Annotated in this window: 19 protein-coding genes and 1 tRNA gene; 8 read left to right on the forward strand and 12 right to left on the reverse strand. The window is 66.3% G+C overall.

Features of this window, described 5'->3' with window-relative positions:
- The first annotated feature begins 4 nt into the window (after positions 1-4).
- From folD to G9473_RS11575, 3 genes are read left to right on the forward strand one after another with little or no spacing between them, the layout of a single operon-like run.
- Positions 5-901 carry a bifunctional methylenetetrahydrofolate dehydrogenase/methenyltetrahydrofolate cyclohydrolase FolD gene (gene folD, locus G9473_RS11565; RefSeq protein ID WP_291133486.1) on the forward strand — a complete coding sequence of 299 codons (897 nt, stop codon included), beginning with the start codon at positions 5-7 and terminating at the stop codon, positions 899-901.
- Positions 898-1665, forward strand: coding sequence for a hypothetical protein (locus G9473_RS11570; protein ID WP_291133487.1), 768 nt, complete (start codon positions 898-900; stop codon positions 1663-1665). Before folD ends, G9473_RS11570 begins: the two co-directional genes overlap by 4 nt.
- 49 nt (positions 1666-1714) lie before the next feature.
- Entirely contained in the window at positions 1715-2338 is a 624-nt protein-coding gene (locus tag G9473_RS11575; RefSeq protein ID WP_291138416.1) for a MarC family protein, read from the forward strand.
- Between the two features lie 406 nt (positions 2339-2744).
- Here the strand turns inward: G9473_RS11575 and G9473_RS11580 are convergent, their stop codons facing one another.
- Both G9473_RS11580 and G9473_RS11585 read right to left on the reverse strand, forming a co-directional pair.
- Positions 2745-3356: an LON peptidase substrate-binding domain-containing protein gene (locus G9473_RS11580; RefSeq protein WP_291133488.1), complete on the reverse strand. Its 612-nt coding sequence runs from the start codon at positions 3354-3356 to the stop codon at positions 2745-2747.
- Between the two features lie 5 nt (positions 3357-3361).
- Positions 3362-4294, reverse strand: a complete 933-nt coding sequence (locus G9473_RS11585; RefSeq protein WP_291138419.1) for a tetratricopeptide repeat protein — start codon at positions 4292-4294, stop codon at positions 3362-3364.
- Between the two features lie 241 nt (positions 4295-4535).
- On the opposite strand from G9473_RS11585, the gene G9473_RS11590 reads away from it, so the two are divergent.
- Positions 4536-4610, forward strand: a tRNA-Gly gene (locus G9473_RS11590).
- A gap of 211 nt (positions 4611-4821) precedes the next feature.
- Positions 4822-7014, forward strand: coding sequence for a TonB-dependent receptor (locus tag G9473_RS11595; protein ID WP_291133489.1), 2193 nt, complete (start codon positions 4822-4824; stop codon positions 7012-7014).
- 31 nt (positions 7015-7045) lie between these two features.
- Here G9473_RS11595 and G9473_RS11600 read toward each other — a convergent pair whose 3' ends face one another.
- The 9 genes from G9473_RS11600 to nadB form a co-directional block, all read right to left on the reverse strand.
- Positions 7046-7279: a hypothetical protein gene (locus G9473_RS11600; RefSeq protein ID WP_291133490.1), complete on the reverse strand. Its 234-nt coding sequence runs from the start codon at positions 7277-7279 to the stop codon at positions 7046-7048.
- Between the two features lie 88 nt (positions 7280-7367).
- Positions 7368-7580, reverse strand: coding sequence for a hypothetical protein (locus G9473_RS11605; protein ID WP_291133491.1), 213 nt, complete (start codon positions 7578-7580; stop codon positions 7368-7370).
- A 95-nt stretch (positions 7581-7675) separates the two neighbouring features.
- On the reverse strand, positions 7676-8851 hold the full coding sequence (locus tag G9473_RS11610) for a saccharopine dehydrogenase NADP-binding domain-containing protein (protein ID WP_291133492.1): 1176 nt from the start codon (positions 8849-8851) through the stop codon (positions 7676-7678).
- Positions 8852-9212: 361 nt separating this feature from the next.
- A complete protein-coding gene (locus G9473_RS11615; protein ID WP_291133493.1) occupies positions 9213-9512 on the reverse strand; it encodes a hypothetical protein in 300 nt (99 codons plus the stop codon).
- A gap of 95 nt (positions 9513-9607) precedes the next feature.
- A complete protein-coding gene (gene dcd, locus G9473_RS11620; protein ID WP_291133494.1) occupies positions 9608-10162 on the reverse strand; it encodes a dCTP deaminase in 555 nt (184 codons plus the stop codon).
- 92 nt (positions 10163-10254) lie between these two features.
- The gene (locus G9473_RS11625) at positions 10255-11157 is read right to left on the reverse strand and encodes an alpha/beta fold hydrolase (protein WP_291133495.1); all 903 of its coding nucleotides are present in this window, start codon (positions 11155-11157) and stop codon (positions 10255-10257) included.
- Positions 11158-11324: 167 nt separating this feature from the next.
- The gene (locus tag G9473_RS11630; protein ID WP_291133496.1) at positions 11325-11843 is read right to left on the reverse strand and encodes a hypothetical protein; all 519 of its coding nucleotides are present in this window, start codon (positions 11841-11843) and stop codon (positions 11325-11327) included.
- Between the two features lie 273 nt (positions 11844-12116).
- Positions 12117-13052, reverse strand: coding sequence for a TraB/GumN family protein (locus G9473_RS11635; RefSeq protein ID WP_291133497.1), 936 nt, complete (start codon positions 13050-13052; stop codon positions 12117-12119).
- A 103-nt stretch (positions 13053-13155) separates the two neighbouring features.
- Positions 13156-14787, reverse strand: coding sequence for an L-aspartate oxidase (gene nadB / locus G9473_RS11640; protein WP_291133498.1), 1632 nt, complete (start codon positions 14785-14787; stop codon positions 13156-13158).
- A 208-nt stretch (positions 14788-14995) separates the two neighbouring features.
- Between nadB and G9473_RS11645 the strand changes: the two genes are divergently transcribed.
- Positions 14996-15169: a hypothetical protein gene (locus G9473_RS11645; RefSeq protein ID WP_291133499.1), complete on the forward strand. Its 174-nt coding sequence runs from the start codon at positions 14996-14998 to the stop codon at positions 15167-15169.
- A gap of 30 nt (positions 15170-15199) precedes the next feature.
- Here G9473_RS11645 and G9473_RS11650 read toward each other — a convergent pair whose 3' ends face one another.
- Entirely contained in the window at positions 15200-16162 is a 963-nt protein-coding gene (locus tag G9473_RS11650) for an ABC transporter ATP-binding protein (RefSeq protein ID WP_291133500.1), read from the reverse strand.
- Between the two features lie 125 nt (positions 16163-16287).
- On the opposite strand from G9473_RS11650, the gene G9473_RS11655 reads away from it, so the two are divergent.
- Positions 16288-16548, forward strand: coding sequence for a zinc-finger domain-containing protein (locus G9473_RS11655; RefSeq protein WP_291133501.1), 261 nt, complete (start codon positions 16288-16290; stop codon positions 16546-16548).
- 155 nt (positions 16549-16703) lie between these two features.
- Complete coding sequence (locus tag G9473_RS11660; RefSeq protein WP_291133502.1) at positions 16704-17261, forward strand: DUF4402 domain-containing protein; 558 nt, start codon at positions 16704-16706, stop codon at positions 17259-17261.
- Positions 17262-17283: the final 22 nt, after the last annotated feature.

Below are 17283 nucleotides of genomic sequence, written 5' to 3' on the forward strand. Positions count from 1 at the left end.
TTCGATGACGCAAGCGACCCGCATCGACGGCAAGGCTTTCGCCGCGCGCCTGCGCGAGACGGTGGGCGAGCACGCGCTGGCCTTCGCACAGAAGACCGGGCGCAAGCCGGGGCTTGCCGTGGTGCTGGTGGGCGAGGACCCGGCGAGCCAGGTCTATGTCGGCTCGAAGCACAAGGCGTGCATCGCCGCGAACATGGAAAGCTTCGAACACCGCCTGCCCGCCGACACTTCCGAGGCGGACCTGCTCGCGCTGGTCGAGCAGCTGAACGCCGACCCGGCGGTGGACGGCGTGCTCGTCCAGCTCCCCCTGCCGCCGCAGATCGACGAGCAGAAGGTGATCGCCACCATAGACCCGGACAAGGATGTCGACGGCTTCCACGTCATCAGCGCAGGCCGGCTTTCGGTCGGGCAGGAAGGCTTCGTGCCCTGCACGCCCTTGGGCTGCATCATGCTGCTCAAGGACCTCCACGGCGACCTGTCGGGGATGGACGCGGTCGTGATCGGGCGCTCGAACATCGTGGGCAAGCCGATGGCGCAGCTCCTCGTCGATGCAAACGCCACCGTCACCATCGCGCACAGCCGGACGAAGAACCTCGCCGAGGTCGTGCGGCGGGCGGACATCGTGGTTGCCGCGGTGGGCCGGGCGGAGATGGTCCGCGGCGACTGGATCAAGCCGGGCGCGAGCGTGATCGATGTCGGCATCAACCGCCTGCCGCCCGAACCGGGCAAGGAGAAGGGCCGGCTCGTCGGCGATGTCGCCTATGACGAAGCCGCCGCAGTCGCGGGCGCGATCACCCCGGTCCCGGGCGGGGTCGGGCCGATGACGATTGCGGTCCTGCTCAGGAACACGCTGGTCGCCGCGCATCGCAATGCCTCTCTCGACCCGCCGGAGGGGCTGTGAGAAGCCGCGCCGCCGCCGCGTTCGCCCTCGGCATCGCCGCGCTCGCGCTGGCGGGCTGTTCGGGGGGGCAGCGGCGCGGGCCTCCGCCCGAGGTGATCAACCGCGTGCTCACCGGCGCTCCGGGCGAGGCCCAGCCGAGCAGCATCGTCGCCACCGAGGTCGCCTATGCCCGCGCCGCGCGCGAGCGCGGGCAATTCACCGCGATGGGCGAATACGCCGCGCCTGCCGCGCTTCTGCACGGGCGCAACGGCCCCGTCCCCTTCAACGCGCTCGCGGGCGAATTGACCGACCCTGAGGAGCCCGTGCAATGGGCGCCGCGCACCGTGGTGATAAGCTGCGACGGCGCTCTTGCGGTGAGCGCGGGCCGCTTCCTCGAGCCCGAGGGCTTCGTCGGAAGCTATGTCACCACCTGGGCCCGGCAACCCGACGGCAGCTATAAATGGACCTACGACGTCGCCGGGCGCGACGACCCGCAGCCACCTCCGCGGCCCAAGGCGGAGGAAGGCGATATCGTCGTCACCGCGATGGATTCGATCCTCGGCCTCGTCGCCTCCTGCCCGCCGCGCGGGCTCGAGGTGCCGCCCCCGCCCGCCGTCCCGATCGGCGAAGGGGACGGCAATGCCCGCCTGTCGTCGGACGGCACGCTGCGCTGGCGCTGGGAACACGGCGCGGACGGGACGAAGCAGGTCGCGGTCGACTATTTCTACCAAGGCGAATGGGTCACCGCGATCGAGGAAAGCCTTGCATCTTCGCCGCAGGAATGATGAGGGGCCGCGCGTCCGCCCTTCCCGCATCTGAGGCCCGCCCGTGATCCTGTCCGAACTCTTCGTCTCGGCTTTCGTCACCCTGTTCGTGGTGATCGACCCGCCCGGCTGCGCGCCGATCTATGCAGGGCTCACCAAGCAGGCGACCGCGGCACAGGCGCGCGCCATGGCCCTGCGCGCGACCTTCATCGCGGCGATCATCCTGCTCATCTTCGCCTTCTTCGGCGAGCCGCTGCTCTCCGCGCTCCACATCGAGCTCGACAGCTTCCGCATCGCAGGCGGGCTGATGCTGTTCTGGATCGCCTTCGACATGGTCTTCGAAAAGCGCACTCAGCGCCGCGAGGAACGCGCCGAGAAGATCGCCGCGACCCCGGAGATCGAGGATGTTTCGGTGTTTCCCATGGCGATGCCGATGCTGGCGGGGCCGGGCGCGATCGCGGCGATCATGCTGCTGATGAACGAGGCGGAAAGCGCGTCCGAGCGGATCGAGGTCTTCGCCGCGATGGGCGCGGTGCTCGCGATCACGGCGGCGGCGCTGGTCGCGGCCGGACCGATGATCCGCGTGCTCGGCGACAAGGTCGAGGCGGTCATCACGCGCCTCCTAGGCGTGCTGCTCGCGGCGCTGGCGGCGCAATACGTGATCGACGGGGTGAAGGGCAGCTTCGGGGGGTGAGGGTGCGGACTGTCCGCTGACGACCCCATAGCTGCCATTGCTTTTCGATGTTAGATAGCTGCTATGGAACCGCGATATAGATGCTGCGAGTTACTTTCCGCCGATGCAAAACTTCGACTAGCGATCTACGACCGAGCAGATTTCCACTACATGATCGTCGAGGAGCGCGTTCGCAGTTATGAAGCTGGTGACGAATGTAATCCGGACTACGTGTCCTTCCCATGTAACGCACGTTGGGAACCACACTGGCAGATTTGGGCGCAGCCCCGTTCTGGGATATTCGGGACCGTCGAAGATGCCTTGAGGGAAGGAAAGCGTATTCTCGCTAGAGGCCGCTAACCACCCACTTGCGGACATACCGGCCCGCAGCGCAATTCGCCGAAAGCAGACCCCCCGGCGCCCTCCCCTATTGCAGCGTCATGATCTCCTCGCCCCCGTCGCGGCGGCCGTAGAACTGCATCAGCTGCACCAGCAATTCGCACCGGGCCGACAGGTTCTCCGCCTCCAGCAGCGCCTGTTTCGACGCGGGATCGAACGGCGCGATCTGGGAGACGCCGTTGATCAGCGACTGGTCATCCAGACGCTCGACCGAATCCCAGTCGACCGAATAGCCCTGGCTGTCGGCGAAGTGCCGCGCCTCGCGCTCGAACCCGCCGCGCTGGGCGTGGGTGAGCGTTTCGTCCTCGTCGTCCTCGATCAGCTCGGCCTCGACCTGGCGGAAGGCGGTCGTCACGTCGAGTTCGCGGATCAGGCGAAAGCGCGATTCGCCTTCGAGCACGAGGTTGTAGCGCCCGTCGTCCATAGCCTCGATCTCGCCGATCCGCCCGACGCAGCCGACGGTATAGAGCGGCGCGCCCTCGATCGGGCGCTGCGGCTGGATCATCGCGATCCGCCGGTCGCGCACCAGCGCATCGCCCACCAGCGCGCGGTAGCGCGGCTCGAAGATGTGGAGCGGCAATTGCAGCCCCGGAAAGAGCACCGCACCGGGCAGGGGAAAGATCGAGAGGCGGGTCGTCATGCGCCTTATCCGAACAGGATCTTCGACAGGCGGCGGCGGGTTGCGACGACCCACGGGTCCTCGAGGCCGATCGCCTCGAACATCTTGAGCAGCTGCGCGCGCGCCGCACCCTCGTTCCATTCGCGGTCCTTTTCGACCATGGAAAGCAGCGTGTCGGCGGCCTCGTCGCGGCGGCCCGCGGCAAACGCCGCCTCGGCATAGGCGAGCTGCGCGTCCATGTCGTCGGGGCTCGCCTCGGCCTTGGCCTTGAGGTCGGCGAGTTCGCCCTCGTCGACCTTCGTCCCGGCAAGGTCGAGCGCGGATTTGGCCGCGCCCATCGCGGGGTCACCCGCAAGGCGCGGATCGTTCATCATCGCCTCGAACACCTGCTTCGCCTCGTCGACCTGGTCGAGCATGACCAGCGCCCGCACGAGGCCCGAGGCGGCCGCTGCATTGTCGGGAGCGAATTCGGTAACCTGGCCGAAGATGCCCGCCGCGCGCTGAGCGTCGCCGCCGGTCAGCGCGTCCTCGCCCATCTGCACGAACTGCGCGATTTCCTCGGGCGACGGCCCCTGCTGCTGGCCGTTCGCGCCCTCCGCGCCCGCCTGCACCGGCAATTGCTGGAGCAGCTGGTCGAGCACCTGCTTCAATTGCGATTCGCTGCGGGCCGAAGTCAGGTCGGCGACCGGCTGGCCCTGGAACATGGCATAGACCGTCGGGATCGAGCGGACCTGGAACTGGCTCGCGATGAACTGTTCTTCGTCGACATTGATCTTGGCAAGCACCACGCCCTTGTCGGCATAATCGGCCGCGACCTTTTCCAGCGTCGGGGCGAGCGCCTTGCACGGGCCGCACCATTCGGCCCAGAAATCGAGGATGACGAGCTTCGTCTGCGAGGGTTCGACCACGTTCTTGCGGAAGCGGTCGACCGCCTTCTGTTCATCGAGATTGAGACCCATGCTGGCCAAGGGCGTGCTCCTGTCGTTCGGCTGGTGTCGTCTGCGGCACTCAATACAATATGCCACAATGTGGGAGGTTTTGGGGCTTTGTGAAGCGCGCATTTGCGCTGAAGCCTCGGGGACGCGCGATCAAGCGATAATTGCGCCATTTTTGGGCTTGCAGGGGTCGCGAGGCGCTGCTAATCGCGCCGCCTCCCCGGCAGGGAAGTGGCGACAGCGCCCCCTGTCACGGCGCCAGTGAGCGGGCGTAGCTCAGGGGTAGAGCACAACCTTGCCAAGGTTGGGGTCGAGAGTTCGAATCTCTTCGCCCGCTCCATTGCCTTGCTGCGTTGCCCGGATTCCTTTGGCCGTCGAAGACCTCGTGGACCGTGCCATTCTTGCAGCAGGTCGGACAGGAATGCCGCGCGGGTCACGCACTTCGTCGCATTGATTCAAGGCCAGGCTTGATCTTGCGATTTGGCACTGTATGGCGATGATACTTTATCACATAAAGCTATTGCCTTCATTCAGTGCCAAGGATTTCCCCCATGACATCGTTCACCTCCCGCCTTGCCGTTGCAACGGCCCTTTCCTTCGCGCTCGCTGCAAGCCCAGCTTTCGCCCAGGATGCCGAGGACGAGGAGACGCGTCCGGCTGAAAGCAAGCAGAAGGACGACGGCGAACACCTCCACGATCGCGGCGACATCCTCGTCACCGCCGAGGGTGTCCGCGAACTCGACTTCATCGCCGGGCAGGACATTCTCGGCCTCGAAGAGGTGCAGCGCAATCTCAGCAGCCAACTCGGCGAAGTGCTGGTCAAGGTGCCGGGCGTCACCGCCACCAGCTTTGCGCCCGGCGCCTCGCGCCCGATCCTGCGCGGCCTCGACGGGGAGCGCGTGCGCGTGCTGATCGACGGGCTGGGCACGGCCGACACCGCCAACACCTCGGCCGACCACGCGACCACGATCGACCCGCTCACCGTCACCCGGATCGAGGTCCTGCGCGGCCCCGGCGCGCTGCTGTTCGGCAGCCAGGCGATCGGCGGCGTCGTCAACGTGATCGACCGGCGCATACCGATCGAAGTGCCCGAAGAGCCGATCCACCTCGACGCGCTGTTCGCCGCCGACACCGTGAGCAACCTGCGCAGCGGCGGCGCGTCGATCGATGCGGCGCTGGCCGATAATGTCGTGGTCCATTTCGACGGCTCGTTCCGCGACACCAACGATCTCGAGATCCCCGGCTTCCAGCTGACCGAGGGACTGCGCAACGAACTGCTCGCCGAAGCCGCGGAGGAAGAGGCCGAGGGCGAATTCGAGGAAGCCGAGGAACTGCGCGAGGCCACCGACCAGCGCGCTTTCGTGCCGAACAGCGACCTGCAGACCTGGACCGTCAACGGGGGCATCGGCTTCATCTTCGGTGAAAGCAGCTTCGGCGCCTCGGTCGGCTATTTCGACACCAATTACGGCGTGATCAAGCGTCCGGGGACCGAGCACGCCCACGGCGAAGAAGAGCACGGCCATGACGATCACGATGATCATGACGATCACGACGATCACGACGAGGAAGGCCACGAGCACGGCGACGAGGACGTTCGCATCGACCTCGAACAGCTGCGCGTCGACCTGCGCGGCGACATCGCGCTTGGCAGCGGCTTCTTCTCGCGGCTGAAGCTGCGGGCGGGCTATTCCGACTACACCCATACCGAGCTTGAAGGGATGGAGATCGGCACGGTCTTCGACACCGAGACGATCGAGGCCCGCGCCGAGCTGATCCAGAGCCGCGGCGGGGTGATCGGCGCGCAATTCACCTCGCGCGATTTCCAGGCGGTCGGTGCTGAAGCCTTCGTCCAGCCCAACGACACCACCCAGTTCGCGCTTTTCACGGTGCAGGAATTCGATCTCGGCGGAATCCAGCTCGAGGCTGCCGGCCGCTACGAAACCGTCGATGTCGAATCCGAGCCGCTGGGCGTCGAGCGCAATTTCGACCTTTTCTCCGGCGCCCTGTCGGCGGTGATCGAAACCGAGGGCGGGGTGCGCTTCGGCCTCACCGGTTCGCGCTCGGAGCGTGCCCCGGCGGGCGAGGAACTCTTCGCCAACGGCCCGCACATCGCGACACAGGCGTTCGAGATCGGCAACGTCGACCTCGACGTCGAAAGCGCCTGGGGGCTCGAGACCTTCCTGCGCGGCGACATCGGCGACATCTCCTTCGGCGCGTCTGTCTATTACCAGAGCTTCGACGACTTCATCTTCCTCTCCCCCACCGGCGAGGAGGAGGACGACCTGCCGGTCTTCGTCTACCTGCAGGAAGACGCGAACTTCTTCGGCTTCGAGGCGGACCTCGCGCTGCCCGTGGTCGAGACCGAGGACTTCACCCTTCTGACCGATCTGCGCGCGTCCTACGTCTCCGCCGACCTGCAGGGCGACGGGAACCTGCCGCGCATCCCGCCGATCAGCCTGCTCGGCGCGCTCGAAGCGCAGTTCGACCGGTTCGACCTGCGCGGCGAGGTGCAGTGGTTCGGCGAACAGGACGAAGTCGCCGACTTCGAAACCGCGACCGACGACTTCGCTTTCGTGAACCTCTATCTCTCGATGCGGCCGCTTGAGAACAACCCGAATGTCGTCGTCCAGATCGCCGGCGAAAACCTGTTCGACGTCGAAGGCCGCCGCCATTCGAGCTTCACCAAGGATTTCATCCCCCTGCCGGGGCGGAACCTGAGGATGAGCGTGCGCCTGTCCTTCTGACCGTAATGTCGCTGGCGGTCCTGGCCACGGCCTAGATTGTCAGCGACCAGAACACGAGGGCGACGATCCAGCCCGCGTTGAACACGGCGAGCATGGCCCATGTGGTGGCCTTGCTCGCCTGTTTCTTTCCGGGGCCGACCGCGACGTCGGGCTCGGTCCGGAACAGCCGGGCGACGTCGCGCGCATGGATCAGCAGCCATGCCCCGCTGGCGAGCGTGATGACTCCGATGAGGAAGATTCCGGCCTGCTGGTAGATGAGCGGCATTTTCGCCTCCGTTGGCATTTCAGGTGCTTACAACGGACCAATGGGCCTCATCCGCGCCCGGTTCCGAAATCCTCGGCCAAGCGCACCGTCACGAGCCGAGCGAGGCCCGCAGCAGGATCAGCGTTTCGGCGCTCACCGAAAAGCCGAACAGCGTCATCATCGCGCAGACCAGCCGGAAACTCGCCAGCCGTTTGCCCTCGCCCGGATCGATCGGGAGAACCTGCCGCAGCACCAGCACCACGTCGCGCGCGTGCAGCACCAGCCATGCCGAGGACAGGATCGACGTCGCGCTGAAGATCATCAGCATCGCCTGGATCGAGGGGAGTGAAATGCGCGCGTCTCCTTTATCCGTGCCCCCCTTCAATCCCTGCCCGGCCGTGCCCGTTCCCGGGCCGATCAGTCCTCGGCGGCGAAGGTAATTTCGGCGTGCTCCTGCAGCCGGTCGACCAGCGCCTTGCCTAGGAACGAACCGGGCGTCCCGATCCCGCCCTCGGCCTCGCACGAAAGCAAAGCCATCCCCGTCTCGGCCAGCATCCGGCTGGTCGAGCCATAGCCCGGATCGTACTTGCCCTTCACGCCGTAATGGAGCGTCTGCCCGTCCGGCATCTCGGCGACGAACAGCACGTCGTAAAAGCCGTTCTCGCGCTCATCCTTCGTCGGCCCCTCGCCCGGCTTGGGCGGTTTCGAGCCGAAGGGGTTCTTCATCATCTCCTGCGCGGCCTCGGCCATTTTCCTGCCCGCATCGCCGGGGCTGGTCAGCACCATTTCGTCATACTTGAAATCCTCGCCATAGGGGTGGCCGAGCAGGAAATTGGTCCGGTGCACGTTCTTCGTGTTGATCGGCGCCATGACGAAGGGCGCGGCCCACTTGCCGAGGTCGTCCTCGTGCCGCGGGACCATGCCCGAAGGCTGGTCCGGCCCTTCGAAGCCGGGGGTGAGCGCGAAAGGATCGCGCAGGACGCCGAGAATCGCCGGCTTCCTCATCGCCGCCTGCATGGTCGCGCCGAGGCTCGCCGCCGTGCCGCCGGAGAAGGTGCCCTGCATCGCCCGCACGCGGCCCCGGATGCGCGGGGCGGGCGCGCCGAAGCGGGCCTTGGCGGCCTCCTGCGTCATCATCACGCCGAGGTCGAAGGGGATCGAATCGAAGCCGCTCGAAAAGCAGATCCGCGCGCCGGTTTCCTTCGCGCGCTCATGGAACGCCTCGATCTTCTCCGCCATCCATGCGGGCTCGCCGCACAAGTCGGCGTAGTCGGTTGCGGTCTCGACGCAGGCTTCGAGCAGCTTGTCGCCGTAAAGCTGGTAAGGGCCGACCGTGGTGAGGACGACCTTGGTGCGCTCGCACATGGCCTTGAGCGAGGCAGGGTCATCGGCATCGGCGACGACCAGCGGCGTATCGGCCGGCGCGCCGATTTCGTCGCGCACGGCTTCGAGCTTGGACAGGCTGCGCCCGGCCATCGCCCATTTCGGCCCGTCCTCGCGGCCGCCGTAGTGATGCGCGAGGTATTCAGCGACGAGCCGCCCGGTGTAGCCGGTCGCGCCATAGACGATGATGTCGAACTCTTTGTCAGCCACGGCAAATCCCCTTTGTCTCGTATTCCCGCATCGCGCGGAACTTCGCCTCCCTGCCTAGCTCAATAGACGCGAAATGCCAGCCTGTGTGCGCACGGCGGCGGGGCGGGCAAAGGTGACAAAGGTGACACCCTGTCAACTTTCCAACCTTGCCGGAAGGCACTGAAAATCTGAGCGTTTTGCAAGAAAAAGGAAAAGTGACGGACAGGGAGCACGGGCGTTTCTTGCCAGGCGGGTAGGAAGCGAGAGGGCAGCATGCGAGCAAGGTGGCACTCGCGGGACGAGTAGGAAACGGAGAGCGTCCGAATATGGGTGGAGATCTGACCTGAAACGGTTAGACAGCGGGTTATGAGTCCAAGTTTGCCTAGCAACGGTAAGCCATCAGAGTTACCACTAATTCTTTGTTAGAAGCGGAAATTCCTTTGAAAACAACCGTATTCGCTCCGGCTTGCGAAGCCTTGACCAATGCTTCATCCAACGCCTTCCTTGCGGCTTTGTCCATGTTCTTTGAGTTAAAGCTATCGGCCTCGTAAGCTAAGCCTAGAAATTCGCAATCCGTTACTTTCTGTTCACCGACCATTTTAACGGCAGAAGGAGCCGGATAAAATTCCGCATTAGCGGGAACTGCTAAGCAAACAGCAACAGCAGCCAAAGCTTTCAACATTGTCGTTCTCCAGTGGACTACCGCATCGTATCTCCGCTTTTAAGTTAGATCAACGACGGCAACGGGTCGTAAGCGGACAAAAGCCGTCCGACCACCTACAGCCGCGGCAGCGTCACCCCGCGCTGGCCCATGTATTTTCCCGCGCGGTCCTTGTAGCTCGTCTCGCAGCGTTCATTGCCTTTGAGGAACAGGAACTGGCACGCGCCTTCATTGGCGTAGATGCGCGCGGGCAGCGGCGTGGTGTTGGAAAATTCGAGCGTCACGTGCCCCTCCCAGCCCGGCTCCAGCGGGGTCACGTTCACGATGATCCCGCAGCGCGCATAGGTGCTCTTGCCGAGGCAGATCACCAGCACGTCTTCCGGCACGCGGAAATATTCGACCGTGCGGGCGAGCGCGAAGGAATTGGGCGGGATCACGCAGACATCGGTCTCGCGGTCGACGAAGCTGTTGGCGTCGAACTGCTTGGGATCGACCACCGCCGAATCGACATTGGTGAAGATCTTGAATTCAGGCGCCACCCGCGCGTCGTAGCCGTAGGAGGAGAGGCCGTAGGAAATGCAGCCCTCGCGCCGCTGCGCCTCGACGAAGGGCTCGATCATGCCATGTTCGAGCGCCTGCGTGCGGATCCACTTGTCGGAAAGAATCGCCATACGCTAGACGATTCCCGATGGCCGCGCCCCCGGCAAGCGGCGGGGGCGACTTATCCGGCGAAACCCGCGCCGCCGAACCGGCCTCGCCCCGCTCAGGCCGATTGCATTTCGGCGCGGGCGTGGGCGGCGATTTCGTCGGCGAGGCGGTCCACCAGCTCCACCGGCAGATCGTGGCCCCAACCGGGGATCGTCACCAGCCGCGCGCCGGGTATCGCCATCGCCGTGTCCTCGCCCGCCTCGACCTTGACCAGCGGATCGTCCTCGCCGTGCATCACCAGTGTCGGCGCGGTCACACGGGCGAGCCGTTCGCGCCGGTCGCCGTCGTCGATGATCGCGGCGAGCTGGCGCGGCAGCCCGTCGGGATAGACGCTGCGGCGCACCGTCTTCAGCACCCTTTCGCGCAGTTTCTCGTCCGAAGGGCGATAGGCCGGGCTGCCGATCGCGCGCTGCACCCGCATCCCGTGGGCGACGACCGCCTCCTCCTCGAGCGAAGGGAGCGGCGCGGTCAGCGCCTCCATCGCGTGCTTTTCCGCCTTGGGCAGCTTCGGATTGCCGGTGGTCGAGAAGATCGAGGTCAGCGACCGCAGCCGCTCGGCATGGTTCACCGCCATCAGCTGCGCGATCATCCCGCCCATCGACGCGCCGACCACGTGCGCGGCTTCGATGCCGAGCGCGTCCATCAGGCCCACCGCATCGTCGGCCATGTCGTTCAGCGTGTAGGGCACGCGCGGGGGGAAGCCGATCTTCTTCCAGAGCACTTGCCACACGATCTTGGGCGGCCGCTCGCCCGCCATTTTCTGGCTGTGCCCGATATCGCGGTTGTCGAAGCGGATCACGCGAAAGCCGCGGGCGACAAGCGCCTCGACGAATTCGTCGGGCCACAGGGTCAATTGCGCGCCGAGGCCCATCACCAGCAGCACCGGCGGATGGGCCGGGTCGCCGTGGTCCTCGTAGAACAGCTCGATATTCGTGTTGGGCGTCGTGATCGCGGGCATGGCGGGTCCGTCTGCTGGGCCTTGGTGCCCTGTGCCTATCGGCGCGCCCGCGCTTCTGCAAGCGCCCCCGCCGGGCCAAACCGCCCCTGCCTTTGCCATGCGGGGTGCAACGGAAAAGGAAGGGGCGGCCGCTCACGCCGGGTTCGGCAGCAAGGGGGAAGGGGCTGCTAACCCCCGAGAACGATCAGGTCGCTCCCTGCCTCCCCGGCGGCAAGCCGGGCGCGTTCGGATTGCGCGAGCGCGAGCATCAGCTGCTTGTGCTCCACGCGGTCGGTGGCGAAGACGATGTTCGCGAGGAACTGCGCCCTGTGCGCGTTGCCCACGGGCACGTCGGACAGGTCGCCCAGCCGCCTCACCGCGTATTTCGCCATCCTGAGCGCGGTCCGGTCGGCGGTGTTGGAATGGACGGTCAGCCCGTCGGGCCGCCCGTCCTCACCCATCCGGAAGGCGATCTGCACGATGCCGCTTTTCGGCACGGCGCTGCTGCGCCCGGGCGCCTGGCGCAGCGCATTGTCGAGCCGGCGCGTCGCCCGGTCCTGCCAGCGCTGCATCTCGCCCTGCGTAGTCACCCTGATCTGCTCCTGTTCGCCGGCAAGCGCCGGAGACGCGGCGAGCGGCAGCGAAAGGCCGAGCGCGAGCAGGGATGCAGCGACAGGACGCAGCGATTTTGTGGTACGGTAGGTCATTGGATCATCCTCCTATCATCGTTCAGGAGGATCGGCCGGTCAGCGTCGAGCAAGCAGGGCATCAGCCCATACCCGCAAGCGTCGGCGGCAATGGTCGATCCGACGCCGTGCGTCCGCCTTCTTGCCGGACGTCATGGCGTCAGATGCAAGAATGCCATACCGCACAAATCCATCAAGCCGGGCTTTACCGAATGGGCATTTGTTTCGTCCAAGCGGCTCGGATCGACGATAAGTGACGCACCGGTATCGACGAAGGGGGCGGCGCGCTGCGCCCTATCGGCCGCGCCAGTCGGGCCCCATGATGACCGCGCCATCCGACTCGAGCATATCGAGCACGCCATCCGGTTCCGCCAGCACGCGCAGCGGCACGACCGCGACGGTGACGCCGTCTGCGCCCATCGCCTGCGTGATTTCGTCCACCCAGATGCCGCGGATTTCCTCGCCCAGTTCCGGGTCGGCCCAGGGCCAGCAGGAACCCAGCGCGACTTCGAGCGGGTTTTCCATCGTCGCAGGGATGTCGAAGCGCCGCCACGCATTGCCCCGCGCCTCGATGATTGCCGGCCCCGCTTCGGCGGCGGTCATGGCCGCTTCGAGGCAGGGGATCTGCGTGCGCGGGTCGGCTTCGGACAGGCTGTCGAGCAGGTCCTCTCCGCGAAAGCGCGGCGGGCGGATGATTTCGACGTCGGCATCCTCGGCGGCTTCCTCGACCACCTCGGTCGCATCGTCCAGCGTGTCGTCGTCGAAATCGAGCTGGCGGGCGAGCAGGTTGAAGGCGGTGATGAGGAAGGAGGAGCGGTCGTAATCCTTGTCGTATTTTTCCTCGAGCGCGGCGAGCCGGGCGCGCTGGGCTTCGTCGAGGTAATCGCCCGCCACGGTCTTGTCTGGCAGCTTGAGGAAGCGCCCGGCGCGGAACATCACGCGGAAGAAATCGCCCGGCGAGAACTTGGGCCGCGAGCGAAGGATGACCCTCTGCGATTCCCCCACCGCCTCCTCCAGCCGGTCGGGCCGCCACGGCGTCGCCTCGGGCACTTCGCGGATTTCGCCCACGAGGATGATCGCGCCGGTGTCGGTGTCGATCGTCCACATCGGCGCGCCGGAACGCTGCGCGGTGACGAGGATGGCGTTTTCGGATGGGGGCGCGGGGTCTTGGGCGGCGAGGGGGGCGGCTATATTGGCGAGCAGGAGGGGAAGCAGAGCCTTGCGCATCATCGAAAGCTTATCCTTCCTTTCCTGCACGGCGCTTTAACGCCCTGGGTTCCCGCATTGGCGCTGCGCGCCGTCTGCGACTCCGCGGGGATAACGAAAATGGTTTTCACGGCACCAGCACCGTATCGCGCGGCTCTTCCTCAGTTTCCGGATAATCGAGCGTGTAGTGCAGCCCCCGGCTCTCCTTGCGGTGGAGCGCGCTCTTCACGATCAGTTCCGCCGCCTGCAGGAGGTTGCGAAGCTCGATAAGGTCGGTCGTGACGCGGAAGCTTCCGTAATAGTCCTCGACCTCGCGCTTGAGCAGTTCGATCCGGTGCGCGGCGCGTTCGAGGCGCTTGGTCGTGCGCACGATGCCGACATAGTTCCACATGAAGCGGCGGATCTCGGTCCAGTTCTGCTTGATGACGACCTCTTCGTCGGAATCGGTCACGCGGCTTTCGTCCCACGGCAGGATGGCGGGCGGGTCGTCGAGCTCGTCCCACATGGTCAGGATGTCGCTGGCCGCCGCCTCGCCGAAGACGAAGCATTCGAGCAGGCTGTTGGACGCAAGCCGGTTCGCGCCGTGGAGCCCGCTCTCGGTGCATTCGCCCGCCGCCCACAGGCCGGGCAAGTCGGTGCGGGCGTAGAGGTCCACCACCACCCCGCCGCAGGTGTAGTGCTGCGCGGGGACGACCGGGATCGGCTCGGCCGTCATGTCGATGCCGAGGCCGGAAAGCTTCTCGTAAATCGTCGGGAAGTGGCTGCGGACGAAATCCGGGTCCTCGTGGCTGATGTCGAGATGGACGTAGTCGAGGCCGAAGCGCTTGATTTCAGCATCGATCGCGCGGGCCACGACATCGCGCGGCGCAAGCTCCATCCGTTCCGGGTCGTAATAGGCCATGAACCGCTTGCCGGTGCGCGGATTTGTAAGCCGCCCGCCCTCGCCGCGCACGGCCTCGGTGATGAGGAAGTTCTTGACCTCGAGGTTGTAGAGGCAGGTCGGGTGGAACTGCATCATCTCCATGTTGGAGACGCGCGCGCCCGCCCGCCATGCCATCGCGATGCCGTCGCCGGTCGCGCCGCGCGGGGCGGTCGAGAAGAGATAGCAGCGCCCCGCCCCGCCGCTCGCCAGCACGGTGGCGCGCGCGACGTGGCGCTCGACCCGGCCCGTCTCCTCGTTGAGCGCATAGACGCCCCAGACATGGCCCGCGCCCGAATAGTGCTCGCGGTGACGGTCGGTGATGAAGTCGATGCAGGTGCGCCCGGGCAGGAGCGTGATGTTGGGATTCGCCCGCGCGGCGGTGAGGAGCGCGTCCTGCACCGCCCAACCGGTCGCATCGTCGACATGGACGATCCGCCGATGCGAATGGCCGCCTTCGCGGGTCAGGTGGAGCGAGTCCTCGTCTCGGTTGAACGGCACGCCGAGCTCGCATAGCCGATCGATCGAGGCAGGGGCGCGCTCGATCACGAATTCCACCGCCTCGCGGTCATTGAGCCCCGCACCCGCGACCATGGTATCGCGCACGTGGTTTTCAAAAGTGTCGCCCGCGTCGAGCACCGCGGCGATTCCGCCCTGCGCCCAAGCGGTCGACCCGCCGGTGAGCGATCCCTTGGCGAGTACCAGCACGCGCTTCGACACGGCGAGTTCGAGCGCCGCGGTCAGCCCGGCCGCGCCCGAGCCGATGACGATGACGTCGTGCGTGGGCACGTCGTGGTCGCTGCCCTTCGCGGCGCTCTCCCCTGCTTTCGTCGCGTTCATCCTCGCGGCTTTGGCGCGCAAACGGGCGCGGAGCAAGGGGGCGCGCGCGGCGCGGCCTGTGCGCGCCGCCTATTGGACATTCCTGAGTATTCGCCAAGAGGTGCCCGGGCCTCGCCTGCCCGGTAGGTTGGCGGATCATTGCCGGGGCTCCTTTGCGGGCCGCGTGTCCGGCAGGAATTCGGACACACTCCAGCAACGGGGCCGCGTCATGTCATTCCTCTCGCCCATCGCCTGCCTGCTCGGCCGTCACGAACCCCTGCGGCGCTACGTCAAATGGAACAGGCGTAAATATTTCGGGGAATGCCGCCATTGCCGCACCCCGATCGAACGCGTCGCGCACAAGCAATGGCGCGAGCGTGAGGACATGGCGGAGGAAACCTGACCGGCCCCTGCGGACCCGCCCGGCGGGCTCTCAACCCGCCCCGGTCAGCTGGACGAAGACATCCTCGAGATCGGCCTCGCGGGTGGTCACGTCCTCGATCCTGAGGCCCTGCTCCTGCAGGATGGCGAGCACCTGGCCTGCGCTGAGCCGGTCCTTGTCGTAGGTGATCTCGACCGAACGTTCGCCGGTCAGCTCGGCGCGGGCGAAAGCTTCGTGCGAGGGCGCGTCGGCAAGGTCGCCCGCCACCGTCACCGCGACCACCTTCTCGCGCGCCATCTCGACGAGCTCGCGGGTCGGCTTGTTCGCGATCAACTTCCCATGATTGATGATCGCGATGCGGTCGCACAATTCCTCGGCTTCCTCGAGGTAGTGCGTCGTCAGCACGACGGTCACGCCTTCGCGGTTCAGCTCGACGACCAGCTCCCACAACTGCCGCCGCAGTTCGACATCGACCCCGGCGGTCGGTTCGTCGAGGACGAGGATCGGCGGCGAGTGCACCATCGCCTTGGCCACCAGCAGCCGCCGCTTCATGCCGCCGGACAGCGTGCGGGCATAAGCGTTGCGCTTGTCGGCGAGGCGGACCGCCTCGAGCAGTTCCATGCTGCGGCGGCGCGCCTTGGGAATGCCGTAGAAGCCGCCCTGGTTTTCCAGCACCTCGAACGGCGTGAAAAAGGGATCGAACACGATCTCCTGCGGCACGATTCCGATCGACCGGCTGGCGTTGCGGCGATGTTCGTCGATGTCGAAGCCCCAGATTTCGGCCTGTCCCGAAGTCTTGTTGACCAGCCCCGCGAGAATGTTGATCAGCGTCGACTTGCCCGCACCGTTCGGCCCCAGCAGGCCGAAAATCGAGCCTTCGGGCACGTCGAAACTGACCCCGCCGAGCGCGAGCTTGCCCTCGGCCTCCTCGGCGCTTTTCGCGCCTTTCACGCCCTTGGGCGGAGCATAGCGCTTGACGAGGTTCTCGATGCGGATGGCGGGCTCTGCGGGCATGGCGCTGCCGTAGGTCAGCGCGCGCAGGCGGGCAAGCCTCCAGCGCAGGCGGGGCGCCTGCCGCGCCGTTCGGGCGCAATGAGCGATTGAAAAGCGCCGCGCGCGCGATTATCGCGGCGCGCATCATGAACACGCCCCCTCCCGAAGTCCTGCTGGTCGAAACGCGCCGTGTGAGCTGCGACGGGTCGAGCGGCATTCGCGGCGGTGCCGGATACCGCCCCGCCGCGCTCGGCCACCCGCGCATCTATCTCGAAATCGACGAACACGGCTATGTCGATTGCGGCTATTGCGATCGTCGCTTCGTGCTGAAGGGCGGCCCCGCGGATGGTGCGGACCAGGCCGCGCTCAAGGACATCAGCGAAGGCGGCGACCCCGGCCACCGCTGAATGCGCGCGTCAGCCGTGCGCGGCTAACGCCGCCCGATTGCTCGCGACTCGCGCGAAGAGGCCGGTCGCCCGGGCAAAGTTCACGGCACTTCAACGCGATGTTAAGGGGCTTGCCCTAACTCGGTCCTTACCACGCAGGACCAGGGCGAGGCCAGATGATCGATTTTCCCGTTTCCGCGCGCCGCGCGCTCGCGGCGCTGTGCGCCGTGCTCGCCGCGATGATCGCAGCGCCCGCCAGCGCGCAGGACGCCGCCGGGTCGAGCGATGCGCGCACGCTCGTCCTGACTCCGCTTTCCTTCGTCAAGGACACCGACCTCGATTTCGGCCAGGTCGTCGCGAGCGACACGGCGGGCACGGTGACGATGGACACCGCCGGGAACCTGTCGGTGACAGGCGGAGTCACGGCTGCGGGAGGCAACCCGATCCCGGCGCGGTTCTGGGGCTACGGCACGTTCAACCAGACGCTGCTCATCAATGTCGACCGCAACAACTACATCCTGACCCGCGAGGGCGGGACGGAAACCATGCGGCTCGATCGCCTGTCGATCGGCAGCGTGCCGCCGATCCGCATCCGCACCCGTCCGACCCGCTTCCGCATCGCCAATCCCGACGGCTTCTTCGCCTTCACCATAGTCGGGCGGCTCAGGGTCGGGGCGAACCAGCCGACCGGCGTCTATCGCGGGGAATTCGTCGTCTCGCTCGAATACGAGTAAGCCCCGCGCGGTCAGGACCGGT

This window comes from Erythrobacter sp. (genome assembly GCF_011765465.1).
In the GTDB taxonomy this organism is placed as follows: domain Bacteria; phylum Pseudomonadota; class Alphaproteobacteria; order Sphingomonadales; family Sphingomonadaceae; genus Erythrobacter.